We start from the raw sequence: 24529 nt of genomic DNA on the forward strand, positions 1-24529 counted from the left end.
GGCAAGGAGCCTGTCATGAACATTCCGCGTTCCGCCCTGCTGTTGGCCACCCTGCTGGCAGCCGTGCCGGCCATGGCCCAGCACGGCCCGTCCACACCGGCGCAGAGCCAGCCGCTGGGCCCGACCGGCGGTGCCATCCGCCAGCAGCCGCTGGGCGCCGGCCAGGTCACCGGCAGCGTCGACATTCCGCAGCCCGCCGGCGAAGCACACGTCACCGTTCGCTCGCTGGAGCCGAGCAGCGTGATCGGCCAGTACCGCATCCGCTTCAGCGACCTCGACGTGAACGGCGATGGCTTCATCAGCCGCCAGGAAGCACAGGCCAACCCGGCACTGGCCGATGAATTCAATTCACTGGATCGCAGGCACCGCGGCAAGCTGGACCGTGCCGACCTGGCCGGTTGGCTGGTTGATTGATCCGCCGTCGCGATCTTCATCCACGCATGGCGTGGATCTACTGACGCCGGGCACACGACCCGCGCTCGGTGGGTGCCAACCTTGGTTGGCACAATGTCGGAGGCGTGCCAACCAAGGTTGGCACCTACCAGAGCGGTCTGTATTCCGGTCAGACGCCGGCGGCGCGCTTCCAGAACGCCTGCACCAGCGGCGGCCATCTGCCGACGCAGCCCAGTGCGCGGCCGCGGGCCAGGGTCAGGTGCATTTCGTCGTTGGAGAACAGGCGGTTGATCGCATCGAAGCTGTAGGCGGCGATCTGGTTGTCGCTGCGCCGTTCGCGTGCCCAGCGCTGCAGGCGCTGCGGCGACAGCCGCGGCTGGCCGCGGCGTTCGGCCGACGGCGCCAGCCACTGCTGCAGGGCGGCGACATCGCGCAGGCCCAGGTTCACGCCCTGCCCGGCCAGCGGATGCACCACATGCGCAGCATCACCTAGCGCCAGCACGCGGCCGGCCACGTAGTGACGGGCCAGTTGGCGACGCAGCGGGAAGGCCGCACGCGGTGACGCCAGCCGCAGCTCACCCAGGCGCGCCGCGAAGGCGCGGGTCAGTTCGCGGTTGAACGCATCTTCGTCCAACGCCAGCACGCGAGCCGCTTCATCTTCGGGCAGGGTCCAGACGATCGAACTGCGGCGCTCGGCCACCGGCAGCAACGCCAGCGGTCCGCTCGGCAGGAAGCGCTGCCAGGCCGTGGCCTGGTTCGGCAGCTCACTGTCCACGTAGGCCACCACGCCACGCTGGTGGTAGTCATGGCGCTCGACCTCGATCCCGGCCAGCTGGCGCAGGGTAGATTCGGCGCCGTCGGCGGCCACGGCCAGCGCCGCTTCCAGGCGGCGCCCGTCATCCAGCCGCAGGCGCACGCCATCCTCGTCCTGCTCCAGCGCTTCCACCCGTGCCGGGCAATGCAGCTGCACGCCCGCCGCCGGCAGCGCCGACCACAGGCGATCCTGCAGCAGGCCGTTCTCGACGATGTAGCCCAGCTCACGCCGACCGAAGCGGTCAGCGTCGAACAGCAGATCCTCGCCACCGGCCGCATCCCATACCTGCATGCGCCGGTAGGGCCACGCGCGGGCCTGCGCGATGGCCGGCCAGCACCCCCAGGCGGTTCAACAGCTGCACGTTGTCGGCGGCGAAGGCGAACACCCGCAGGTCCGGCTGCGCGGCCTGCCACGGTGCCGGTTCGCGGCCCTCCACCAGCGCAACCGACAAGCCGGCATCGGCCAGCGCCAGCGCACAGGCGGCACCGACCACGCCGCCACCGACAATGGCCACGTCCAGGCGCGTGCGCCGGCTCATGCGGCTTCTCCACGGCACAGGCGCGGCACTTCACCACGGAAGCCCATCGCACCACCAACCAGCATCGACTGCACCGAGGCGCGTTGTGCGGCCACCAGGCCGAGGCTGCGCAGCGGCCGCATCAGCGGTGCCGGGTTGCTGGTCAGGCGTGCCAGGCCACCCGAGAACGCCACCGTCTGCCGGCGGTCTTCCTGGCGGCGAGCGACATAGGCCTGCAGCAGCGCATCGCTGCCGGCATCCTCATGCGCATCCTCCAGCAGCTCGGCCAGGGTCAGCGCATCGCGCAGGCCCAGGTTGAAGCCCTGCGCACCCAGCGGATGGATGGTCTGCGCGGCATTGCCCAGCAGCACCGTGCGTTCACCGGCCAGCGCGCGCGCCAGCACCTGGATGAGCGGGTAAGCGCTGCGTGGGCCGGATTCGAGCAGGCGGCCGGCACGCCAGCCGATCGCATCCTGCAGCCGCTGCAGCCAGGCCGCGTCGTCCAGCGCCATCACCGCATCGGCCTGGTCGCGCGCCACGCCATGCACGGTGCCGAAGTGGCGGTCGCCGCGCGGCAGCAGGGCGGTCGGCCCGGTATCGGTGAAGCGCTCCCAGGCCGTGCCATCCGGCGCGCGCTGGCTGCGCACGCGGGCCACGAACAGGGTCTGCTGGAAATCATGCCGGTCGACCTCGATGCCCAGTGCGCCGCGCACACCGCTGGTCGTGCCATCGGCACCGACCACCAGCCGTGCCAGCAGCACGCGCTCGCCGGTCTCGTCGGCCACCCGCACCTGGCGGTAGCCGTCGACCACCTCGCCCAGGCCCAGGAACCGCATCGGCCGGTAACGGCGCAGCTGCGGCAGCTCCTGCAGGCGCGCTTCCAGCGCCTGGCCGAAGTCACGCGCCACCACCACCTGGCCGAACCACGGCCGGTCGTAGTCGGCCGCCTCCAGCTGCACGCGGCCGAAATCACCGGCGCGGCTGACGTGGATGCGACGGATCGGGCCCGGCGCCATCGCCAGCTTCTGCATGACCCCCAGCGCGGTCAGCGCGTTGACGGTAGCCGCAGCGAAACTGAGGTTGCGCTGGTCGAACACCGCCGGCAGCTCGCCGGCCGGGCTGGCTTCGAGCAGGCCCACATCGCGGCCCAGCCGGTCCAGGGCGATGGCCAGGCTGGCACCGACCAGGCCGCCACCGACGATCAGCACGTCATGTCGTTCACTCATGGTGTTCATGATACGCGCTCGCCCCGCCCGAACACCCAACGCCCCCGACCTGCGCCAACCGGCGTGGCGGGCTAGAATGAAACCTGAATCCGCTCCGGGCCCGCTGCCATGTCCGCCACCGCCAACCGTGCCTTCGTCCTGTCCGTACTCGTGCTGTTGCTGGCGACGACCCGGGTCAACCACTTCGCGGCAATCCCCGATGCCTCCTGGGCGGTGTTCTTCATCGGTGGCTTCTACCTGGCCGGCTGGACCCGCTGGGCGTTCCCGCTGCTGATGGTGTTCGCGGTGCTGGTGGACTGGATCGTGATCCGCAGCAGCGGCCTGGATTTCTGGCAGCACTACTGCGTGTCGCCGGGCTACTGGCTGCTGCTGCCGGCCTACTTCTCGCTGTGGGCCGGCGGCATGCTGCTGGGCCGCAACTACCAGGGGGCACGCTGGCCGGTGCTGGCCAAGGGCGCGCTGCTGCTGGTGGCCTCGGTGGCGGTCTGCCACCTGCTGGCGCAGGGCGGCTTCTACTGGACCAGCCGCAACGTGGCCGAACCGACCCTGGCCGGCTGGGCACAGAACTACGCACAGTGGTTCGGGCCGTACCTGCGCACCACCGCGATCTACGTGGCGCTCGGCGCCGCCCTGCAGCTGGCCGTGGAGCAGGTACTGAAGCTCCAGCAGGCACGCCGCGACATCCGCCACTGAGCCGCGCCATGGGTCATCGCCTCTCGCGCATCTACACCCGCACCGGCGACGACGGCAGTACCGGCCTTGGCGACGGCCAGCGCGTGGCCAAGGACGACGCCCGCGTGGCGTCCTACGGTACCGTCGACGAAGCCAATGCCGCGCTCGGCCTGCTGCTGGCCACGGCGCTGCCCGAGGATGTCCGCGCGCTGGTGGTGCATCTGCAGCACCAGCTGTTCGACCTGGGCGCCGAACTGTGCATCCCCGGCCACGCCGCGATCCACGCCGCCGATGTCTCGGCACTGGAACAGCAGCTGGACCACTACAACGCCAGCCTGCCGATGTTGAAGGAATTCATCCTGCCGGCCGGTGGCGAGGCCGCCGCACGCTGCCACCTGGCCCGCACCATCGTCCGCCGCGCCGAGCGCGAGACGGTCACCCTGGCCCGTCACGAGGCCGTGCGCAGCGAGGCGCTGCAGTACCTCAACCGGCTGTCGGACCTGTTGTTCGTGCTGGCCCGGGTGCTGGCCCGTGCCGATGGCCACGGCGAAGCGCTGTGGCAACCACAGCAGCGCCAGCGCTGAGTCGGCACGATGCTGGTCTTCACCCATCCGTCCTGCCTGCTGCATGACCCCGGCCCCGGCCATCCGGAGTGCCCGCAACGCCTGCAACATGTGCTGGATGCCCTGCACGCCGCATTCCCCAGCCAGCTGGACTGGCGCGAGGCGCCGCCGGCCAAGTTCGGCGAACTGACCCGGGTCCACGACAGCGCCCTGCTCGACTTCGTGCTGCAGCCGCAGACCGTGCCGCTGCGCCAGCTGGACATGGACACCTGGACCTCGCCCGGCTCGGCCAGTGCCGCCGTGCATGCCGCCGGTGCCGGCGTGGCGGCGGTAGATGCGGTGATGCTGGGCGAAGACCCGCTGGCGTTCTGCGCGGTGCGGCCGCCGGGCCACCACGCCACCAGCAGCACCGCGATGGGCTTCTGCCTGCTCAACAACATCGCCATCGCCGCCGCCTACGCCCGTGACCGTCATGGGCTGGAGCGCATCGCGGTGGTCGATTTCGATGTCCACCATGGCAACGGCACCCAGGACATCTTCCAGCACGACGCCCGGGTCTCGTACTACAGCACCCACCAGGCCGGCCTGTTCCCCAACTCGGGCCTGCGCCGTGACCGTGGTGCCGGCAACCTGATGAACATCCTGCTGCCACCCGGCAGTGGCGGTTTCCGCTTCCGCAATGTGTGGGCCGACGAGATGCTGCCGGCCATCGACGACTTCCGCCCGCAGCTGCTGCTGATCTCGGCCGGCTTCGATGCCCACCTGCGCGACCCGCAGGCCGACCTGATGCTGGAAACCGACGATTTCGCCTGGATCACCCGCGAACTGCATGCGCTGGCGCGCCGCCATGCGGCCGGCCGGGTGGTCTCGATGCTGGAAGGCGGCTATGACCTGCAGGCCCTTGCCGAGTGCAGCGTGGCCCATGTCCGGGCCTTGATGCCGGCCCCTCCAGGCAACGTCTCCGGATGAACCCGAACCGGCAGGATCCGACGCCCTTCATTGCCCCTATGCAAGGGATGGGGCAAGCTACCGTCCGTTTTCGCCCGAATCCGAACCGCGTGCGCCGAGCCCTCCGCCTGCTTCCCCTGCCTCTGAGCATCGCCATCTGCCTGCCGGCAATGGCCGATGAAAAGCCGCTCAACTGGGGCCTGTGCCCGGCTACCGACGTGATTCCCGCGTTCACCGATGCCCCTGTCCCGGTCCCGGGGCAGGACAAGGCCGCCGCCAGCGCCGCGCGCGAGCAGCAGCCGACCGACATCGAGGGCGACCAGCTGCTGGGCACCACCACCGTGCCGCAGTACGAAGGCAACGTGGCCCTGCGCCGCGGCGACCAGTTCGTCGGCACCGACAAGCTCAGCTTCGATACCGAGACCGGCAACTACATCGCCGACGGCAATGTCCGCTACCAGGACTCCTCGATCCGCATGGTCGCCAAGCGCGCCGAGGGCAACCAGGAAAGCGACACCCACAAGATCACTGACATCAAGTACCAGCTGGTGTCGCGCCGCGGCAACGGTGATGCCGAGTCGGTCGACCTGCAGGGCGCGGTCGGCCAGATGCACCGCTCCACCTACACCACCTGCGACCCGTCGCAGCCGGTGTGGAAGCTGTCGGCGCCGCAGATCGAAGTGGACAACGACGAAGGCTTCGGCACGGCCCGCAACGCCGTGCTGCGCATCGGCAAGGTGCCGGTCCTGTGGGCGCCGTACTTCAAGTTCCCGATCGACGACCGCCGCAAGACCGGCCTGCTGTTCCCGCAGCTGGGCATGTCCGGCCGCAACGGCTTCGACTACACCCAGCCGATTTACCTGAACCTGGCGCCGAACTACGACGACACGCTGATGCCGCGCTACATGAGCCGGCGTGGCCTGATGCTCGACAACGAGTTCCGCTACCTCTACAACGGCGGCCGCGGCGAGCTGCTGACCGCCTACATCCCCAACGACAAGCTGCGCGACCGCGACCGCGGCCGGGTGATGTTCAGCGGTTACCACAATGTGGACAGCCACTGGCAGGCCCGCGCCAACCTCGCCTGGGTCAGCGACGAGCGCTATGTCGAAGACTTCGCCAACCGCCTGGTCGGCGTGACCGCCTCGAACCTGCAGAGCACCGTGGGCCTGTACGGCACCGGCAAGAACTGGACGGCCGGCATCATGGCCGACCGCTGGCAGCTGACCGACTACACGCTCAATGAAAGCGCGCTGCCCTACAACCGCCAGCCGCGCCTGTACTTCAACTGGGACAAGCCGGTCCTGCCGTGGCTGGAAACCGGCGTCTACGCCGAAGCCGTGCGCTTCACCCACGACGACATCAACTACAAGTACGACGCCAGTTTCGGCCCGGACCTGCAGTACACGCGCAATGGCGATCGGAAGACGAAGGGCCTGAATGTCAGCGGTGGCTCGCGTCTGGACGTGAAGCCGTACGTGTCGTTCCCGATCAGCGGCGCGGCCTGGTACATCACGCCGACCCTGGCCTACCGCTATACCGCCTACCAGCTGGATCGCGGCCTGGCCGACGGCGTCGACGGTATCCGTGGTCAGATCCTGCGTTCGCAGGGCATCGACCCGAACACCGCCACACCGGAACAGCTGCGCGGCAACACCTCGCCCAGCCGCAGCCTGCCGATCGGCAGCATCGACGCCGGCCTGTTCTTCGATCGCGAGACCCGCATCGGCGGCAAGTCCTTCCTGCAGACCCTGGAGCCGCGCCTGTTCTACCTGCGCACGCCGTACCGCAACCAGGACGACCTGCCGATCTTCGATACCCGTGACTTCACCTTCAGCTGGGGCCAGCTGTTCCGCGACTCGCGCTATACCGGCGCAGATCGCCAGAACGATGCCAACCAGCTGACCCTGGCACTGGGTACCCGCTTCATCGACCAGACCACCGGCAAGGAACGCTTCTCGGCCTCGATCGGCCAGATCCAGTACTTCGACGAGTCGCGGGTGACCGTCACCCCGGGCGGCGCGCCGGTGGAAAAGGGCAAGTCGGCCTGGATCGCCGACGGCAACTACATGATCAACGACCGCTGGACCCTGGGCGCCACCTACCAGTGGGACCCGAAGTACAAGCGCGAGGATCTGGCCAGCGTCCGTGCCCGCTACCTGATGCCCAACGATGGCGTGATCAACCTCAGCTACCGCTACCGCATCAACTCCGGCGCCCCGGCCACCGCCAACAAGCATGACCGGACGCTGCTGGAACAGGCCGACCTGTCGTTCCTGTATCCGCTGAATGCGCGCTGGAGCCTGGTCGGCCGCTACTACTACTCGCTGCAGGACAAGGAACCGCTGGAAATCATCGCCGGCGTCCAGTGGGACAGCTGCTGCCTGGCCGTGCGTGTGGTCGGCCGCCGCTACGTCCGCAACCGCGAAGGCGAGATGAACAACGCCATCCAGCTGGAGTTCGTGCTCAAGGGCCTGAGCTCCCTGGGGCAGGACACGGACCGCACCCTGCGCCGTGCTATCCTCGGCTACAACCGCGACGACCTCTATCTCGTGCCGCCGAGCAACACCGGGGCGACCCGGGATGACTACGATCCGAACCTGATCCCATGACCAAGCGCTTCCCCGTTCTTCTCGCCTCGCTGCTGGCGGTGTCCAGCGTGTCCGCCCCCCTGCAGGTGCTTGCCCAGGAGGCGCAGCCGCTTGACCGCATCGCCGCCGTCGTCGATGAGGACGTGATCCTGCAGAGCGAGCTCCAGCGTGCGATCGCCAACATCAAGGCGCAGTACGCCGGCCGTGAAAACCAGCTGCCGCCGGAAGACGTGCTCAGCCGCCAGGTGCTCGAACGCCTGGTGCTGGTCAAGCTGCAGGTGGCCCGCGCCCAGGGCAGTGGCATCCGTGTCAGCGACCAGGAGCTGAACCAGGCGATGAATTCCATCGCCCAGCAGAATGGTTCGAACCTGGATGCCCTGCGCCAGCGCCTGGCCCATGACGGCATCGACTTCAACGATTTCCGTGCTTCGGTGCGTGACGAGATCACCGTGCAGCGCCTGCGCCAGAGCTTCGCGCAGAGCCGCATCAGCGTCAGCGAGGGTGAAGTCGACGCCGCGCTGAAGCAGCAGGCCACGGTGGGCAACCAGTACCACCTGGCGCACATCCTGATCGCCCTGCCCGACGGCGCCAACGCCGACCAGATCGCCACCGGCCAGAAGAAGGCCGATGGTGTGAAGGCCCTGCTGGACAAGGGCGAGCTGGACTTCAACGCGGCGGCCGTGCGCTATTCGGACAGCCCGAATGCACTGGAAGGCGGCGACCTGGGCTGGCGCAGCCTGGATGAAATCCCGCAGGCCTTCGCCCAGATGATGGAAAAGATGAAGCCGGGCGAAGTGGTCGGCCCGATCCGTGGCCCGAGCGGCTTCCAGCTGCTGAAGCTGGTGGAAGTGCGTGACAGCAGCTCCGCCGCCGCCGGCGAGCACACGGTCACCGAGTTCCACGGCCGCCACATCCTGGTGCGCGTGGACGACCACCAGACCGACGCCGCCGCCAAGGCCAAGATCGACACCCTGCGTGCCCGCATTGCCGGTGGTGCCGAGTTCCAGACCGTTGCCAAGGAGTCCTCCGAGGACAACAACAGCAAGGGCCAGGGCGGTGATCTGGGCTGGTTCCCGGCCGACGCGTTCGGTCCGGCCTTCGGCCAGCAGGTGGAAGGCCTCCAGGACGGTGGCGTCAGCCAGCCGTTCCGCACCGATGCCGGTTGGCACATCGTGCAGCGCGTGGCGACCCGCCAGACCGACGTGACCACCGACAACCAGCGTGCCCAGGTCCGCGAGACCATCGGCCGCCGCAAGCTGGAAGACGAGTACAACCGCTTCCTGCAGGAACTGCGTGGCGAAGCCTACGTCAGCTTCCGCAGTGGCGACCGCGCGGAAAACACCGCCACCCCGCCGCAGTCCTGACCGATGCGCCCCGAGCTCGCTCTGGTACCGGGCGAGCCCGCCGGGATCGGCCCGGAACTGTGTGTCCGCCTCGTCCAGCAGCCGCGTGAAGATTGCCGGCTGCTGGCCTTCGCCGACCCGGACACCCTGCGCGCGGCCGCGGCCGCGCTGAACCTGCCCCTGCAACTGCTGCCCGAGGACGCCGAAGCACGCGTCCCCGGCGATCTGCGCCTGCGTGCCGTGCGCAACGCCGCGCCCAGCCGTTTCGGCCAGGCCGATCCGGCCAATGCCGGCGCGGTCATCGGTGCCCTGCTCGGCGCCGGCCAGGCCTGCCTGTCCGGCGAACTGCACGGCGTGGTGACCGGCCCGGTGCACAAGGCGGTCATCAACGAAGGCGGCATCGCCTACAGCGGCACCACTGAACTGCTGGCCGACCAGGCCGGGGTGAAGGTGGTGATGATGCTGGCCAACCACATCGTGCGCGTGGCCCTGGCCACCACCCACCTGCCGCTGCGCGAGGTGGCCGATGCGATCACCGCACCCGGCCTGGAGCACACGCTGCGCACCGTGCATGCCGCACTGCGCCGTGAGTTCGGCCTGGCTGCGCCGCGCATCGCCGTGCTCGGCCTGAACCCGCACGCCGGCGAAGACGGCCACCTGGGCCGCGAAGAACTGGATCTGGTCATCCCGCTGCTGCAGCGCCTGCGCGCGGAGGGCATGGACCTGGTCGGGCCGCTGCCGGCCGATACCGCCTTCCTGCCCGCCAAGCTGGCCGGCTTCGACACCGTGCTGGCGATGTACCACGACCAGGGCCTGCCGGTACTGAAGTATTCCGGCTTCGAACAGGCGGTGAACCTGACCCTGGGCCTGCCCTACCCGCGCGTGGCGGTGGACCATGGCACCGCGCTGGACCTGGCTGGCCGCGGCATCGCCGATCCCTCCAGCCTGCAGGCGGCAACGACGCTGTGTGCGCAGCTTGCGCGGCAACGTACACTGGGCGCATGAATTCCCCGCATTCCCCCTCCGGCCCGGTGTTCACCGCACCGGCCAAGAAGCAGCTTGGCCAGCATTTCCTGGCCGACCGCCACTACATCGACAAGATCGTGATGGCGGTCAATCCGAAAGACGGCGACCGCCTGGTCGAGATCGGCCCCGGCCAGGGTGCGATCACGCTGCCGCTGCTGCGCGTGCACCCGAAACTGACGGTGATCGAGTTCGACCGCGACCTGATCGCGCCGCTGACCGCCGCCGCCGAGCCGCTGGGCGAGCTGACCATCGTTCACCGCGACGTGCTGCGCGTGGACTTCACCGAGCTGGCCGACGGCCAGCCGATCCGCCTGGTCGGCAACCTGCCCTACAACATCTCCTCGCCGATCCTGTTCCACGCGCTGGAGCACGCCGCGGTCATCCGCGACATGCACTTCATGCTGCAGAAGGAAGTGGTCGACCGCATGGCCGCCGGCCCCGGCAGCAAGGTGTATGGCCGCCTCAGCGTGATGCTGCAGGCCTACTGCCAGGTGACCTCGCTGTTCGTGGTGCCGCCGGGCGCGTTCCGGCCGCCGCCGAAGGTCGATTCGGCCGTGGTGCGGCTGGTGCCGCGTGACCCGGCCTCGATCAACATCAACGACCACAAGCGCTTTGCCGACGTGGTCAAGGCCGCCTTCGGGCAGCGCCGCAAGACCCTGCGCAATGCCCTGAACAACGTGGTGTCCGCCGAGCAGTTCATCGCCGCCGGCGTGCGTCCCGATGCCCGCGCCGAACAGCTGGACGTGGCCGAATTCATCGCTTTGGCCAATGCCTCCTGATTACACTGCCGGTATGGAAGACGCTGACGTTTATGCCATCTCCGTCGAAGTCGCGCCGCGCTTCCTCGACGATCAATCCGCCCCGGAAGACGGTCGCTTTGCGTTCGCCTACACGATCCGCATCCACAACCAGGGGCGGGTCGCGGCGCGCCTGGTCGCACGCCACTGGCGCATCACCGATGCCAATGGCCGTGTCGAGCATGTCGATGGCGACGGGGTGATCGGCGAGCAGCCGCGGCTGCGCCCCGGTGAAGACTTCCGTTACACGTCCGGTGTCATGCTGGGGACCGATCACGGGACCATGCAGGGGCACTACGACATGGTCGCCGACGATGGCACCGAATTTGCCGCGCCGGTCGCACCGTTCGTGCTGGCCGTCCCGCGTACCCTGCACTGACACGGAGGCCGAACGATGAGTGTGTGGGCGATCGGCGACCTGCAGGGCTGCTATGACGTCACCCAGCGATTGCTGGAGAAGATCCGCTTCGACCCGGCGCAGGACACCCTGTGGTTCTGTGGCGACCTGGTCAATCGCGGCGGCCAGTCGCTGGAAACGCTGCGGCTGGTGCATTCGCTGCGCGAGCACAGCGTGGTGGTGCTGGGCAACCATGATCTTTCGCTGCTGGCCGTCGGTGCACGCACCGAAGAGGAACAGCGCAAGGTCAACCCGGACCTGCTGCGCATCGTGCAGGCCGAGGACCGCGACGAACTTCTGGACTGGCTGCGCCTGCAGAAGCTGGTGCACGTGGACCGCGAGCTGGGCTGGATGATGGTGCACGCCGGCCTGGCGCCGAAGTGGACCACGCAGATGGCCGAGAAGCATGCCGCCGAGGTCGAGGTGCAGCTGCACGGCGCCGGCTACCGCAAGCTGTTCCGCAACATGTACGGCGACAAGCCGAGCTGGGCCCCGAACCTGTCCGGCTACGACCGCTCGCGCGCGATCATCAACGTGCTCACCCGCATGCGCTACTGCACCCCGCGGGGGCGCATCGGCATCGAGGACAAGGGCACGCCGGGCACGCAGGAACAGGGGCTGTATCCCTGGTTCGAAGTGCCGGGCCGGGTCGAGCGCGACCTCAAGGTCGTCTGCGGCCATTGGTCGGCGCTGGGCCTGACCATCACCCAGGGCGTGCACGCCATCGACACCGGCGCGGTGTGGGGCGGCAAGCTGACCGCGATCCAGCTCGATACCGACGAACTGCGCGTGGTGCAGGTGCCGGGCCGCGATGTACCGGCACCGGTGCCCAACGCCCGCCCGCCGGCGCGACCGGCGCACGAGCGCCTCGCCACTGCGGCGCAGGGCAAGGAACAGGGCGGCGGCAACGCCGCCGCTGCCAACCCGGGCAACCGTGGCCCACGCCGTCGTCGCCGTCGTGGTGGCGGCGGCACGGGTGGCGGCAACAACAACAGCACCCCGCCGCAGGCATGACGCGGCGCAGCTGGGCACCATGGACGGTGCTGCTGCTGCCGCTGGCCCTGGCCAGCGGCTGCCAGCCCGGCTCGCCGCCTGCTCCCACGGCTGCGGATAGTGCTGCACATGCGCCGACGCAGCCGCAGGCCCCTTCGCCGCCACTGGTGGCCGCAGCACGCGCGCAGATCGGCGTCACCACCCGTTACGATCCCGCCTACCAGGTGCTGGCCTATCCCGGCGGTGATGTGCCACTGGATCGCGGCGTGTGCACCGACGTGGTGGTGCGCGCCCTGCGCAGCCAAGGCCTGGACCTGCAGGCACGCGTGCACGAGGACATGCGCGGCAACTTCAGTGCCTATCCGGCGATCTGGGGCCTGTCACGACCGGATCGCAACATCGATCATCGTCGCGTACCGAACCTGATGCGCTGGTTCGAACGGCAGGGCTGGCAGCAACCGATCACCGCCCTCGCCACCGACTACGCAGCCGGTGACATCGTTGCCTGGAAGCTCAACGGCAACGGCCTGCTGCACGTGGGCATCGTCTCCGACCGGCAGCTGGCCGATGGCACGCCGCTGGTACTGCACAACATCGCGCGCGGCACCCGCGAAGAGAACCTGCTGTTCCAGCACGCGATCATCGGGCATTACCGGATGCCGTAGGCAATCCTGTAGAGCCGGGCCATGCTCGGCTATGGGATGTGTCCGCGGAAAGCAGCCGAGCATGGCTCGGCTCTACAGGTGCGTTGCGATCAGCGGCGCACGTAGTGCACGAAGCGGAACGCGTAAGCGTGGCGTTCGTCGGCCGGGTGCGGCTCGCTGCTCACTTCCTGCCAGTCCTGCGCATCCACTTCGGGGAAATGCGTGTCGGCGGGCACTTCGGCATCCACCCAGGTCAGGTACAGGTCACTGGCCTGGTCGAGCAGCTGGCGGAAGATCTCGCCGCCGCCGATGATGCACAGCTCGCTGGTGCCCTCGCCTTCGGCAATCGCCTTCGCCTCGTCCAGCGACGCCACCGCGCGCATGCCCTCGAACGGCACCTGGCCGCTGCGGGTCAGCACCAGGTTGGTCCGCCCCGGCAGCACGCGGCCGATCGATTCGGCGGTCTTGCGCCCCATCAGGATCGGCTTGCCGAGGGTCAGCGCCTTGAAGTGCTTGAAATCATCCGGCAGGTGCCAGGGCATGGCATTGCCCTGGCCGATGCCGCGGTTGCGGTCCAGCGCCACGATCATCGAGAGCTTCATTGCGCTCACACCGCCACCGGCGCCTTGATGGCGGGGTGCGGGTCGTAGCCGTCGATGCGGATGTCGTCGAACTGGAAGCCGAACAGGTCCGTCACCTCCGGGTTCAACCACAGCTTCGGCAGCGCGCGCGGCTCACGCGACAGCTGCTCGCGGGCCTGCTCGAAGTGGTTCGAGTACAGGTGCGCGTCACCCAGCGTATGCACGAAGTCGCCCACGCCCAGGCCGGTGGCCTGCGCCACCATATGGGTCAGCAGCGCGTAGCTGGCGATGTTGAACGGCACGCCGAGGAAGATGTCGCCGCTGCGCTGGTACAGCTGGCAGCTGAGCTTGCCGTCCACCACGTAGAACTGGAACAGGTTGTGGCACGGCATCAGCGCCATCTGCGAAAGCTCGCCCACGTTCCAGGCGCTGACCACCAGCCGGCGCGAATCAGGATTGCGCTTGATCTCGTCCACCAGCCACTGCATCTGGTCGATCTCGCCGCCGTCGGCAGTGGCCCAGCTGCGCCACTGCTTGCCGTAGACCGGGCCGAGGTCGCCGTTCTCGTCGGCCCACTCGTCCCAGATCCGCACCTGGTTGTCCTTCAGGTAGCCGATGTTGGTGTCGCCCTTCAGGAACCACAGCAGCTCGTGGATGATCGAGCGCAGGTGCAGCTTCTTGGTGGTGACCAGCGGGAAGCCTTCGTTGAGGTCGAAGCGCATCTGCCAGCCGAACACACTGCGGGTGCCGGTACCGGTGCGATCGCTCTTCTCCGCACCGTGTTCCAGCACGTGCGAGAGCAGGTCCAGGTAGGGCTTCATGCCTTGCCCTCGGCAGCCACCGGCAGCTGCGGCTGCAGTACCGGCGCGCGGCGCGACATCACCAGCAGCACCAGGCCGAAGGCGATCAGCGGCAGGCTGAGGATCTGGCCACGGGTCAGCCAGTCGAAGGCCACGTAGACGCCGTTGTCGGGCATGCGCACGAACTCGACGGCGAAGCGGAACAGGCCGTACATCAGTGCGAACAGGCCACCGACCAGATAGCGATGACGCGGCTTGGCCGACACCGTCCACAGCACCACGAACATCACCAGGCCTTCCAGGAACGCCTCATACAGCTGGGAGGGATGGCGGGCGAACTGATTCAGCGCGCCGGTCGCGAACTGCGCCTGCAGCGTTGCGTGGTCGAGCTGGTTCAGTGGGGCCGGCAGGCCGGACGGGAACACCACGCCCCAGGTACCGTCGGTGTACTTGCCCCACAGCTCGGCACCGATGAAGTTGCCGATACGGCCGAAGCCCAGGCCCAGCGGCACCAGCGGCGCCATGAAATCCATGGTGTCGAAGAAGTGCAGCTTGTGCTTGCGCGACCACCACCAGCAGGCACCGAGCACGCCCAGCAGGCCGCCGTGGAAGCTCATGCCGCCATCCCACACCTTGAACAGCAGCAGCGGGTTGTGCAGGAAATCGCCCAGCGCGTAGAACAGCATGTAGCCGATGCGCCCGCCCAGCACCACGCCGAGCATGGCGTAGAACAGCAGGTCGGAGAAGCCGTTGGCATCGACGCCCGGCAGGCGCCCGTCGGCGATGCGCTTGCGGCCCAGCAGCCAGGCCGCAGTGAAGCCGAGCAGGTACATGATGCCGTACCAATGCACCTTGATCGGCCCCAGCGAGAGGGCGATGGGGTCGATGTCGTGGAAATAGATCATGGAAGGTGCCTTGCGGTTGAACGCCTATTCTCGGGCCAGTGCGGCCCCGGCTCAACCAAGGAGCTGGGGCGTGTTGGGCAGGCCGTCATCGTCTGACCGCATCGAGGCCGGAAAGTGCCCCTCCACCAGGGTCGAGACTTCCTCAATGGCGCCACGCAGCGCCTCGACCGGGTTCGGCCCGCGCAGCCCCTCGCGCAGGTGGGTGCAGACCCGCTGCCACTGCGCCTGGCTGACCCGGCCCTGCAGGCCACGGTCGGCGACGATCTCGATCGCGTGGTCGGCCAGCAGCAGGTAGATCAGTACACCGTTGTTGTGGGTGGTATCCCAGGTGCGCAGGCGCGCAAAGGCATGCTCGGCGGCCTGGCGCGGGGTCACCCTGTGCCACAGCGCACCCAACGGCAGGTCCGCTTCCACCGCGAACATCACCTGCCCGCCGTGGCGCTGCTCACCGGCCGCGATGGCCTCGGTGATCGCCTGCAATGTGGCGGGCGGGAACGCGCGCCGTACCGACGGCGAAAATACATGGCGACATAGACGTTGGATCATCACCAGCCTCCCGAAGCACCGCCGCCGCCGGAACGGCCACCACCGCCGCCCCAGCCACCACCACCACCGAATCCACCGCCGCCGCCGAAACCGCCTCCCCCGCCCCAGCTGCCGCCGCCCCAGCCGCCGCCACCGGCAAAACGGCCCGGATGGCCGGAGAGCATCGCCACGATCAGGCCCACGATGCCGGCCACACCACTGGCCAGGACGGTGGAGGTGAACACGAAGGCCAGCAGCGCTGCACCGGCGCCGCCGAGCAGGCCACGCAGCGGACGCGGCACGCGCGAGAACACACCGCGCAGGATGCTGCCGGCGAACACACCGATGAACAACGCCAGGAACCAGCTGTCGCCGCCACCGCCAGGCTCCCGCCCGCGATGGCCGCTGACCGGTGCCGGCAGCGTTTCGCCATCGATCAGCTTGACCAGCACCGCCGTGGCATCGGTGATGCCGCCGGCGTAGTCGCCGCTGCGGAAGCGTGGGACCAGGTATTCCTGGATGACCCGGTTGGCGATGGCATCGGGGATGGCGCCTTCAAGACCATAGCCCGGCTCGATGCGCACACGCCGGTCATCCTTGGCCACCACCAGCAGCACGCCGTCATCCACGCCCTTGCGGCCGATCTGCCATTGGTCGAAGACCCGCGTGGTGTACTGCGCGATGTCCTCCGGCTGGGTGGTCGGCACCACCAGCACCTGCAGCTGGCTGCCCTTGCGCTGCTGCAGGTCAGTCGCCTGCTGCACCAGCGCCTGCTTCTGCGTGGCGTCCAGCGTGCCGGTGGTGTCGACCACCGGCGAATCCAGCGCCGGAATCGGCGCCAGCTGCTGCGCCTGCGACGCCAGCGGCAGCCACAGCAGCAGGGCCAGCAGCGCAGTGGCCAGGCGCATCGGTCAGTGGCCCGGCTGCGGTGCCGGCTGCTGCTGCGGCGCGTTGCCGAAATCGACCGCCGGCGCATTGGAGATCTGCGCTTCGTTGTCCACGGTGAAGTTCGGCTTGGTCTTGTAACCGAAGATCTTGGCGGTGATCACCTGCGGGAACGAGCGGATGTAGGTGTTGTAGTCCTGCACCTGCTGGATGTAGCGGCCGCGCGCGACGGTGACGCGGTTCTCGGTGCCTTCCAGCTGCGCCTGCAGGTCGCGGAAGTTCTGGTCGGACTTCAGCTGCGGATAGTTCTCGCTGACCACCAGCAGCCGCGACAGCGCGCTGCCGAGTTCACCCTGGGCCTGCTGGAACTGCTTGAGCGAGGCTTCGTCGTCGGCGTTGACGTTGATCTGGCCGACACGCGAACGGGCGTTGGTGACTTCGGTCAGCACGCGCTCTTCCTGGCTGGCGAAGCCCTTCACGGTCTGCACCAGGTTGGGCACCAGATCGGCGCGGCGCTTGTACTGGTTGATGACCTCCGACCAGCTGGCCTTGACCGCTTCATCCTTCTGCTGGATGGCGTTGTAGCCGCAGCCGGACAGCAGGGAGGCCAACAGCATCAGGGGCAGGACGCGGGTGAACAGGCGCATGGCGGAGGTTCCGGGTGGGCTTGGCGCCGAGCATGCCATGGTTCGGGTGAAAGACCGGCCATCGGGCGCCGCCCCCTCCGCGGTGGGGCGTGCTCATGGATCGCCTGGGTAGTCCGGGCGGGTGGGCATGGCGGGGGACGCCGTGAATTCGTCCGTGGAGGCTTAGCCGCGCCATCCATGGCGCGGATACCCCCGCCACGCCCACCCGCCCGGCCACGGACAATTTCCTGCGCACCGCGGGAAGATCAAAAGAAAAATCAAAAGCAAAAGCCGGTTCTTCAGGCATTTGTGTCGACCAAGGTCGACACCTACCGGAGCAGGACGCCGTTCCGGCAGACTGCGGGAAACTGTCGAAGGCGGGGTGGGTCAGTTTGCGGGGGCGTGAGCGCCATGGATGGCGCGACCGAGCCTACATGGACGTACTTGCGGCGTCCCCCGCAAACTGACCCACCCCGCCATCCCACGGAATGCACGCTCTTGCTGTTGCAGTGGCCTCGGCGGGTGCAGGGCTGCAAGCCCTGCCGGAACCCCACATCACTCAGCAGGCTTCGGCCACCGCAGTACGAGGACGCCCCAGCCACGCCAGCAGCAACCCCGAGGCCGCCAGCAGGCCACCGGCTACCGGAATCGCGGCATAGCCCAGGCCCGAGCTGATCACCGCACCGCCCAGCGCCGCACCCACGGCATTGCCCAGGTTGAACGCACCGACGTTGATCGACGATGCCAGGCCCGGCGCCTCGCTGGCCGCCTGCATCACCCGGATCTGCAGCGGCGGTACGAGGGCGAAGGTCGCCGCGCCGAACAGCAGCACACCGAGGGCAGCGGTGGCGTGGCTCATGAAGGCCAGCGGCAGCACGAACATCAGCACCGCCAGGACGGCCAGCAGGATGCGGGTGGCGCCATCCAGCGACCAGTCGGCCATGCGCCCACCGATGCCGTTGCCGACGGTGAAGCCGATACCGATCAGCGCCAGCGACATCGCGATGAAGCCGTTGGAGGCACCGGTCAGTTCGGTCAGCACCGGCGCTACGTAGGTGTAAAGGGTGAACATGGCACCGGCGCCGAGCACGGTGGTGGCCATCGCCAGCAGCACCGGCGGCTGCAGGATCGCCTTCAGTTCGCGGCGCACGTCCGGGCGCGGCCCCGGTGCGGACGCCGGCAGCGCGAAGCCCAGCGCGGCGATGGCGACCAGGCCCAGTGCCGCCGTACCGGCGAAGGACAGGCGCCAGCCGAGCTGCTGGCCCACCCAGGTGGCCAGCGGCACACCGCCGATGTTGGCGATGGTCAGGCCCATGAACATGGTGGCCACGGCCGCGGCCTGCTTTTCCTTCGGCACCAGGCTGGCGGCGACCACCGCACCGATGCCGAAGAAGGCACCGTGGTTGAGGCTGGTGACCAGGCGCGACAGCAACAGCAGCCCGTAGTTCGGGGCCAGCGCCGACAACAGGTTGCCGACCACGAAGATCGACATCAGCAGCATCAGCGCGGTGCGCTTGCCGAAACGGCCCATCAGCAGGGTCATTACCGGTGCGCCCAGCATCACGCCCACGGCGTAGGCGGTGATCAGCATGCCGGCGGTGGGAATGCCGACACCCACGCCGTCGGCGATGACCGGCAACAGGCCCATCGGGGCAAACTCGGTGGTACCGATGGCGAAGGCGCCGACGGCAAGCGCCAGCAGGGCGGCTCTGGAATTCATGGGGGTTTCCTGGGGGGGCGGGAATCGGGAGTGCGTAGCCTGCGCGCTTTGCCACACCGGATTAAGCCTCGCCCCGGGAAAACACTGTTGATCCTGGTTCACAAGTGGAGGCCGGAACCCCGCTGCAAGTGCAAAAACCGCAGTGCCGTTGTAGAACCGGGCCCCCACAACGCAGAACCCCCGGCCAGGCCGGGGGTTCTGGGTGACACACGTGCCAGTGGCGCGCTTACCAGTTGCCGGCGCCCGGCACGTTGTGTTCGCGGGCGCGGCGGCGCATCAGCAGGTTCAGCCACTCCACCAGCACCGAGAAGCCCATCGCGGCGTAGATGTAGGGCTTGGGCACGTGCACGTCCAGGCCGTCCAGGATCAGCACCGCACCGATCATCAGGATGAAGGCCAGGGCCAGCATCTTCACGGTCGGGTTGGCGTCGATGAAGCGGCCCAGCGGGTTGGCGGCCAGCAGCATCACCAGCACCGACAGCAGGATGGCGGCCACCATCACCGGGATGTGGTCGGCGATGCCGACAGCGGTGATCACCGAGTCCAGCGAGAACACGATGTCGATCACCGCGATCTGGGCGATCACGTAGCCGAACACGGCCGAGGCCTTGGTGGTGCTGGGATCTTCGTCCTCGCCACCGCTGATCAGTTCCTTGATCTCCATGCAGCCCTTGATGATCAGGAACAGGCCGCCGACGATCAGCACCAGATCGCGGATGGAGATGCCCATGCCGGCCACGGTGAACAGGTTGGCTGCCATGTGCGCCAGGTAGGCCAACGACACCAGCAGGCCGATGCGGGTGATGCAGGCCACCGCGATGCCGAGCTTGCGGGCGAACGGGCGACGCTCTTCCGGCAGCTTGCTGACCGCGATGGAAATGAACACCAGGTTGTCGATGCCGAGCACGATTTCCAGCGCGCTGAGCGTGAACAGGGTCACCCAGGCATTGGGGTCGGCGAGGAACTCAAAGGACATGGAAACTCTTCAAGGCAGTGGGGGAATGGGGTTTCAGCCGTAGTTGCCGGCCAGCGCGTGCGGAACCACGACCAGCGCCCAGCACAGCAGCACGTTCATCATCAGCACGAACACCGCCGCCGAGCCCATGTCCTTGGCGCGGCCGGCCAGCTCGTGAATCTCGCTGCCGTAGCGTTCGATCACCGCTTCGATGGCCGAGTTGGCCAGCTCCATCGCCAGCACCAGCAGCATCGAGCCGATCAGCAGCGCGCGTTCGACCGGGGTCTGGCCCAGCCAGATCGCGACCGGAGTCAGCATCACCAGCAGGTACACCTCCAGCCGGAACGAGGACTCGTGCAGCCAGGCGGCGCGCAGGCCCTGCCAGGACCAGCGGGCGGCCTGGAAGATGCGGCGCGGGCCGCGGGGCATGTGGCCGAACTGATCAGCCACGGGTGGAACATCCAGCAACAGGGGCGCGGCGCAGCGACCGCTCAGACGCACGGCAGGGAATCATGGGTGCACAGGAATAGGCAGATGGCCGCCATTTTGCCACAAGGCCGCCAACCGCACCCCGCGCCGGCCCGCTGAACGGCCTGCCAGGGGCAAGCACCGGGCTGGGCTGTGCTCCTATGATGGAGGCCCCCTTGCCTGCTGGAGCGCCTGATGTCCCGTCGCCGTACCTGCCTGCTGATGCTGGGCCTGCTGACTGCCGCACCGCTGGCCCAGGCCCTGAGCCCGGCCAAGCCGCCGCAGGTGCCCGAACAGGTGTCCAACGTGGCCTGGGCCGGCGACATGGCCCGCTTCGCCAGCGCCGACCAAGCCAACCCGCCGCCGCGTGGTGGCATCGAGTTCATCGGCAGCTCCTCGATCCGCTTCTGGGAGAGCCTGGCCACCGACTTCCCCGGCCAACCGGTGTTCAACCGCGGCTTCGGCGGTTCGGAAGTGCGCGACAGCACCTGGTACGCCGACCGCATCGTGGTGCCCTATGCGCCGTGCAAGGTGTTCTTCTACGCCGGCGACAACGATCTCAACAGCGGCCGCAGCGCCGTGCAGGTGCGCGACGACGTGGTCGCCTTCGTGCAGCGCGTGCATCGCGACCTGCCGAAGACCAGGGTAGAGTACCTGTCGATCAAGCCGAGCCCGTCGCGCGCGCACCTGCTGCCGGCGATCAACGAAGCCAACACCCTGATCAAGGCCGCGCTGGCCAAGCTGCCCAATACCGGCTTCACCGACATCTACACGCCGATGCTCGGCGCCGATGGACAGCCCGACGCGACGCTGTTCCGCGAGGACATGCTGCACATGACCCCGGCCGGGTATGCGATCTGGACCAGGGCGTTGGCGCCGAAGGTCAACTGCAACTGAGGCGGACGTGCGCCGGGCATGGCCCGGCGCTGCCGCAACACTATCCACGCATGGCGTGGATCTACTGAATTCATCCACGCATGGCGTGGATCCACTGCGGATCGCGGGGAACTGTCGAAGGCGGGGCGGTGTGGGTGTGCAGGACCGTTGGCGCCATGGATGGCGCCATCGAGCCCCCATGGATGGGTTTACGGCGTGTCCTGCACACCCACGCCGCCCCGCCACTCCTCGGAATGCCCGCTTTTGATGTTGATGTTGCCTCGGCGGGTGCCGGGCGCAGCCCGGCCAAAGCCCACTACCGGAAGATCACCGTGGCTTCGGTGCCCTTGCCCGGCTCGCTGGCCAGGCTGACTTTCCAGCCGAAGCGGTCGCACAGCCGGCGTACGATCGACAGGCCCAGGCCGGTGCCCTGCGGGCGGCTTGGCTCAGCGCGGTAGAACGGCTCGAACGCGCGCGACAGCGCCTCGGCGGACATGCCGATGCCGGTGTCGCGCACCACCACCCGGTCATTGAGCACGTACACGTCGATACGCCCTTCGTCGGTGTAGCTGCAGGCGTTGCGCACCAGGTTGCTGACCACCACCTGCAGCACCCGCGGCGGCGCGTGCAGCTGCACCGGGCCCTCGCTGTGCAGGTGCACAGATACCGGCCGATTGCCCAGCAGCTCGTTGGCGTTGTCCACCTCGTAGCGGACGATGTCGTTGACGTCGAACAGCTCGATCTGCGGTTCGACGTCGGCCTCGCGGGCCAGGATCAGGAACGCATCGATCACCGCCTCCATGTCACGGCCGGCACGCTGGATGCGCTGCAGGCTGCGGCGCAGGCGCGGCTGCAGGGTTTCATCGCCCAGGGCCATGTCGCTGGCCACGCGGATGACGGTCAACGGCGTGCGCAGCTCGTGGCTCGCATCACGGGTGAAGTTGCGCTCGCGGGCCACATGCGCGCTGACCCGGTTGGCCAGCGAATGCAGCGCGGCCGCCAGCTGCCGGGTCTCGCCCTGCATGTCCGCGGGCAGCTTGTTCGGCTCCAGGTCGGCCGCCTCCGGGTGGCCAGGGTCCCAGCGCGAGACGCGCCGCGCCAGCCAGTTCACCGGCGACACCAGGCGCTTGGAGGCCCGGTAGGTGACCCAGCTGGCGCCATACACCGCCAGCAAGGTCAGCAGCACCGGCACGATGCCGAACCAGAAGGCCAGCATTTCCGCGCGCGATCGCAGGAATACCAGGTACAGGCGGCCGGCCGGGCGCACATCGACCAGCACCAGCTGGTCATCCTTGGGCAGCTCGTGGAAACCGGGCTCCAGGTTGCGCAGGTTGGCCGGCAACGACAGCGCCGACTGCCCGCTTTCCAGCAGGTAGCCGCGGATGTTCTGGGTGTTGGGTGGCGGCTGCACCGGCGAGGCCTCGTGCAGCGTCCAGTAGTACGCCGCTTCCTCGCGCAGGGCCGCGCCGACCAGGCTGTGCTTGATCACCAGCGAGACCAGCCAGGCACCGAGCAGGATGCCCAGGCTGGCCAGAACTGCCTGCAGGATGAAGGCGATACGGATCTTGCGCGGCAGGCCGTGCGGCATTGCGGGGTCCCGGTCAGAGCGCTGCGATTATAGGCAGCGCACTGCGCCGTAGTCGTGCACGGACGATGACCGGCGGCAACGCCGGCCGGTCATCCCCTGCTCCGTGCATGGCCGTTGCCCGGCCGGGCCTGCAGCTGCACCGGCACGGGCCTCGATCAGGCCATCGGCTGGGCGATATCGGCAATGCGGTAGCCGGCGCTCTGCACGGTGTGCAGCAGCGGACGGTCGAACGGCTTGTCGATGATCTTGCGCAGGTTGTACAGATGGCTGCGCAGGGTGTCCGAATCCGGCAGGCCATTGCCCCAGATCTCGCGTTCGATCTCCTGGCGGGTGACCACGCGCGGCGATTCGCGCATCAGGATGGTCAGCAGGCGCAGGCCGATCGGCGACAGCTGCAGCTCGGTGCCGGCACGGGTCGCCCGCATGCTGACCGGGTCGAGCACCAGGTCGGCCACCTTCAGCACCTCCGAACCGACCTGGCGACGTTCGCGACGGATCAGCGCGCGCAGGCGGGCTTCCAGCTCCTGGATCGCGAACGGCTTGGTCAGGTAGTCATCGGCGCCGAAACCCAGCCCGGTGAGCTTGTCGTCCAGGGTGTCGCGTGCCGTGAGCATCAGCACCGGTGTGGACTTGCGCGCATCGTTGCGCAGGCGACGGCATACTTCGATGCCATCCAGGCGCGGCAACATGAGATCGAGCACCACGACGTCATAGCTGTTTTCCGCCGCGAGGCGGTAGCCATCCAGGCCGTCCTGTGCATAGTCGACTTCGAAGCCGCGACCTTCCAGGTATTCCCCGATCATCTCGGAGATGTTGCGGTTGTCTTCGACCACCAGCACCAAGCCGGAAGTCTCCTTCGTCTGACGCATGTGATTCCCTCTAACTTCAGCTTTGTGAAACATGCCGGATCGACGGTGGACGTGATGTGAAGTTCCGTCAAGAGGAAATCAAATGGTTCAGAGCAGCGGCCTGAGCAGCGGCCAGACGTTGTCCAGCACCTTCGGCTGCGCCTGTGCCGTGGGGTGCAGGCCATCGGCCTGCATCATGCCCGGCTGCAGGGCCACGCCTTCCAGCAGGAACGGCAGCAGCGGCACCTTGTACTGCGTGGCCAGCGCCTTGTAGGCCGCCGCCAGGCGCTGGCGATAGGCCGGCCCATAGTTGGGCGGTACGTCGATGCCCAGCAGCAGCACCTTGGCACCGGCCTTCTGGCTGGCCTGCACCATTTTTTCAAGGTTGCCCTGCACCTGCGCCGGGGTCAGCCCGCGCAGCGCGTCATTGCCGCCCAGCGCGATCACCACCACGGTCGGCTTTTCCTTCGCCAGCAGGCCCGGCAGGCGGGTCAGCGCGCCGGCGGTGGTTTCCCCGCTCATGCTGGCATTGACGATCCGCGCCGGGGTTTTCGACTGCTGCCTGACCCGCTGCTGCAGCAGGCTGACCCAGCCGGCGTCGGCAGGGATATTGTGGGCAGCACTGAGGCTGTCGCCGAGCACCAGCACGGTGCCGGCCGGACCTTTGGCACAGGCCAGCCCGGGCAGCAGCAGGAACCCTAGCAGCAGCAACATCATCGCGCCGGCTCGCCGGCTCCATCCCGTCTTGCGCATTGGAGTCTCCTCATCGACAGCCTGTCCCCCCGCAGCGCGTCCGTCGCCATCGCCGTCGACCAGGTCGGCAAATCC

General features: G+C 68.2%; 25 protein-coding genes and 1 pseudogene. 12 read left to right on the top strand and 14 right to left on the bottom strand.

What is annotated here, in order from left to right; translation table 11 throughout:
- Positions 1 to 15 precede the first annotated feature (15 nt).
- Positions 16 to 414, top strand: coding sequence for an EF-hand domain-containing protein (locus ACXI0D_RS08460; RefSeq protein WP_049443652.1), 399 nt, complete (start codon positions 16 to 18; stop codon positions 412 to 414).
- 148 nt (positions 415 to 562) lie between these two features.
- Here the strand turns inward: ACXI0D_RS08460 and ACXI0D_RS08465 are convergent.
- Both ACXI0D_RS08465 and ubiH read right to left on the bottom strand, forming a co-directional pair.
- Positions 563 to 1745 (bottom strand): annotated as a pseudogene (locus ACXI0D_RS08465) (UbiH/UbiF family hydroxylase).
- Positions 1742 to 2950, bottom strand: a complete 1209-nt coding sequence (gene ubiH / locus ACXI0D_RS08470; RefSeq protein WP_049443649.1) for a 2-octaprenyl-6-methoxyphenyl hydroxylase — start codon at positions 2948 to 2950, stop codon at positions 1742 to 1744. Before ubiH ends, ACXI0D_RS08465 begins: the two are co-directional and overlap by 4 nt.
- 108 nt (positions 2951 to 3058) lie before the next feature.
- On the opposite strand from ubiH, the gene ACXI0D_RS08475 reads away from it, so the two are divergent.
- The 10 genes from ACXI0D_RS08475 to ACXI0D_RS08520 all read left to right on the top strand — a co-directional run bounded on the left by ACXI0D_RS08475 (position 3059) and on the right by ACXI0D_RS08520 (position 12945).
- Positions 3059 to 3643, top strand: a complete 585-nt coding sequence (locus ACXI0D_RS08475; protein ID WP_049443648.1) for a hypothetical protein — start codon at positions 3059 to 3061, stop codon at positions 3641 to 3643.
- Positions 3644 to 3651: 8 nt separating this feature from the next.
- Positions 3652 to 4206, top strand: a complete 555-nt coding sequence (locus ACXI0D_RS08480) for a cob(I)yrinic acid a,c-diamide adenosyltransferase (RefSeq protein WP_014036041.1) — start codon at positions 3652 to 3654, stop codon at positions 4204 to 4206.
- A gap of 9 nt (positions 4207 to 4215) precedes the next feature.
- Positions 4216 to 5154 (top strand): histone deacetylase family protein, encoded by a 939-nt coding sequence (locus ACXI0D_RS08485; protein WP_049443641.1) that lies wholly within the window; start codon positions 4216 to 4218, stop codon positions 5152 to 5154.
- 89 nt (positions 5155 to 5243) lie between these two features.
- On the top strand, positions 5244 to 7745 hold the full coding sequence (gene lptD / locus ACXI0D_RS08490; RefSeq protein WP_201370067.1) for an LPS-assembly protein LptD: 2502 nt from the start codon (positions 5244 to 5246) through the stop codon (positions 7743 to 7745).
- Positions 7742 to 9088, top strand: a complete 1347-nt coding sequence (locus ACXI0D_RS08495) for a peptidylprolyl isomerase (RefSeq protein WP_014036038.1) — start codon at positions 7742 to 7744, stop codon at positions 9086 to 9088. Before lptD ends, ACXI0D_RS08495 begins: the two co-directional genes overlap by 4 nt.
- A 3-nt stretch (positions 9089 to 9091) precedes the next feature.
- A complete protein-coding gene (pdxA, locus tag ACXI0D_RS08500; protein ID WP_479642482.1) occupies positions 9092 to 10072 on the top strand; it encodes a 4-hydroxythreonine-4-phosphate dehydrogenase PdxA in 981 nt (326 codons plus the stop codon).
- Positions 10069 to 10872: a 16S rRNA (adenine(1518)-N(6)/adenine(1519)-N(6))-dimethyltransferase RsmA gene (gene rsmA, locus ACXI0D_RS08505; protein WP_049443634.1), complete on the top strand. Its 804-nt coding sequence runs from the start codon at positions 10069 to 10071 to the stop codon at positions 10870 to 10872. The genes pdxA and rsmA overlap by 4 nt, the downstream gene beginning before the upstream one ends.
- 13 nt (positions 10873 to 10885) lie before the next feature.
- Positions 10886 to 11269 (top strand): Co2+/Mg2+ efflux protein ApaG, encoded by a 384-nt coding sequence (apaG, locus tag ACXI0D_RS08510; RefSeq protein ID WP_008268668.1) that lies wholly within the window; start codon positions 10886 to 10888, stop codon positions 11267 to 11269.
- A 15-nt stretch (positions 11270 to 11284) separates the two neighbouring features.
- Positions 11285 to 12301, top strand: a complete 1017-nt coding sequence (locus ACXI0D_RS08515) for a symmetrical bis(5'-nucleosyl)-tetraphosphatase (RefSeq protein WP_049443632.1) — start codon at positions 11285 to 11287, stop codon at positions 12299 to 12301.
- Positions 12298 to 12945, top strand: a complete 648-nt coding sequence (locus ACXI0D_RS08520; RefSeq protein WP_049443630.1) for a DUF1287 domain-containing protein — start codon at positions 12298 to 12300, stop codon at positions 12943 to 12945. Before ACXI0D_RS08515 ends, ACXI0D_RS08520 begins: the two co-directional genes overlap by 4 nt.
- Before the next feature lie 89 nt (positions 12946 to 13034).
- Here ACXI0D_RS08520 and ACXI0D_RS08525 read toward each other — a convergent pair whose 3' ends face one another.
- The 9 genes from ACXI0D_RS08525 to ACXI0D_RS08565 all read right to left on the bottom strand — a co-directional run bounded on the left by ACXI0D_RS08525 (position 13035) and on the right by ACXI0D_RS08565 (position 20371).
- A complete protein-coding gene (locus ACXI0D_RS08525; protein ID WP_014036033.1) occupies positions 13035 to 13526 on the bottom strand; it encodes a dihydrofolate reductase in 492 nt (163 codons plus the stop codon).
- A gap of 5 nt (positions 13527 to 13531) precedes the next feature.
- Positions 13532 to 14326: a thymidylate synthase gene (locus ACXI0D_RS08530; protein WP_049443628.1), complete on the bottom strand. Its 795-nt coding sequence runs from the start codon at positions 14324 to 14326 to the stop codon at positions 13532 to 13534.
- Positions 14323 to 15210 (bottom strand): prolipoprotein diacylglyceryl transferase, encoded by an 888-nt coding sequence (gene lgt, locus ACXI0D_RS08535; protein WP_049443626.1) that lies wholly within the window; start codon positions 15208 to 15210, stop codon positions 14323 to 14325. Before lgt ends, ACXI0D_RS08530 begins: the two co-directional genes overlap by 4 nt.
- A gap of 51 nt (positions 15211 to 15261) precedes the next feature.
- Positions 15262 to 15756 (bottom strand): TPM domain-containing protein, encoded by a 495-nt coding sequence (locus ACXI0D_RS08540; protein WP_049443625.1) that lies wholly within the window; start codon positions 15754 to 15756, stop codon positions 15262 to 15264.
- Positions 15756 to 16643 (bottom strand): TPM domain-containing protein, encoded by an 888-nt coding sequence (locus ACXI0D_RS08545; RefSeq protein ID WP_101764945.1) that lies wholly within the window; start codon positions 16641 to 16643, stop codon positions 15756 to 15758. Before ACXI0D_RS08545 ends, ACXI0D_RS08540 begins: the two co-directional genes overlap by 1 nt.
- Positions 16644 to 16646: 3 nt before the next feature.
- The gene (locus ACXI0D_RS08550; protein ID WP_014036028.1) at positions 16647 to 17267 is read right to left on the bottom strand and encodes a LemA family protein; all 621 of its coding nucleotides are present in this window, start codon (positions 17265 to 17267) and stop codon (positions 16647 to 16649) included.
- A 538-nt stretch (positions 17268 to 17805) separates the two neighbouring features.
- Positions 17806 to 18966, bottom strand: a complete 1161-nt coding sequence (locus tag ACXI0D_RS08555; RefSeq protein WP_049443621.1) for an MFS transporter — start codon at positions 18964 to 18966, stop codon at positions 17806 to 17808.
- 226 nt (positions 18967 to 19192) lie between these two features.
- Entirely contained in the window at positions 19193 to 19942 is a 750-nt protein-coding gene (locus ACXI0D_RS08560; protein ID WP_005408127.1) for a TerC family protein, read from the bottom strand.
- 33 nt (positions 19943 to 19975) lie between these two features.
- The gene (locus tag ACXI0D_RS08565; protein ID WP_049443619.1) at positions 19976 to 20371 is read right to left on the bottom strand and encodes a diacylglycerol kinase; all 396 of its coding nucleotides are present in this window, start codon (positions 20369 to 20371) and stop codon (positions 19976 to 19978) included.
- A gap of 213 nt (positions 20372 to 20584) precedes the next feature.
- Between ACXI0D_RS08565 and ACXI0D_RS08570 the strand changes: the two genes are divergently transcribed.
- The gene (locus tag ACXI0D_RS08570) at positions 20585 to 21286 is read left to right on the top strand and encodes an SGNH/GDSL hydrolase family protein (protein ID WP_479642483.1); all 702 of its coding nucleotides are present in this window, start codon (positions 20585 to 20587) and stop codon (positions 21284 to 21286) included.
- 295 nt (positions 21287 to 21581) lie between these two features.
- Here the strand turns inward: ACXI0D_RS08570 and ACXI0D_RS08575 are convergent, their stop codons facing one another.
- The 3 genes from ACXI0D_RS08575 to ACXI0D_RS08585 form a co-directional block, all read right to left on the bottom strand.
- Positions 21582 to 22853: a sensor histidine kinase gene (locus ACXI0D_RS08575; RefSeq protein ID WP_049444413.1), complete on the bottom strand. Its 1272-nt coding sequence runs from the start codon at positions 22851 to 22853 to the stop codon at positions 21582 to 21584.
- A 155-nt stretch (positions 22854 to 23008) separates the two neighbouring features.
- Positions 23009 to 23722, bottom strand: a complete 714-nt coding sequence (locus ACXI0D_RS08580; RefSeq protein WP_002811889.1) for a response regulator transcription factor — start codon at positions 23720 to 23722, stop codon at positions 23009 to 23011.
- Positions 23723 to 23809: 87 nt separating this feature from the next.
- Entirely contained in the window at positions 23810 to 24454 is a 645-nt protein-coding gene (locus ACXI0D_RS08585) for an arylesterase (protein WP_368851389.1), read from the bottom strand.
- Positions 24455 to 24529 lie beyond the last annotated feature (75 nt).

The organism is Stenotrophomonas sp. C9D9 (genome assembly GCF_056491205.1).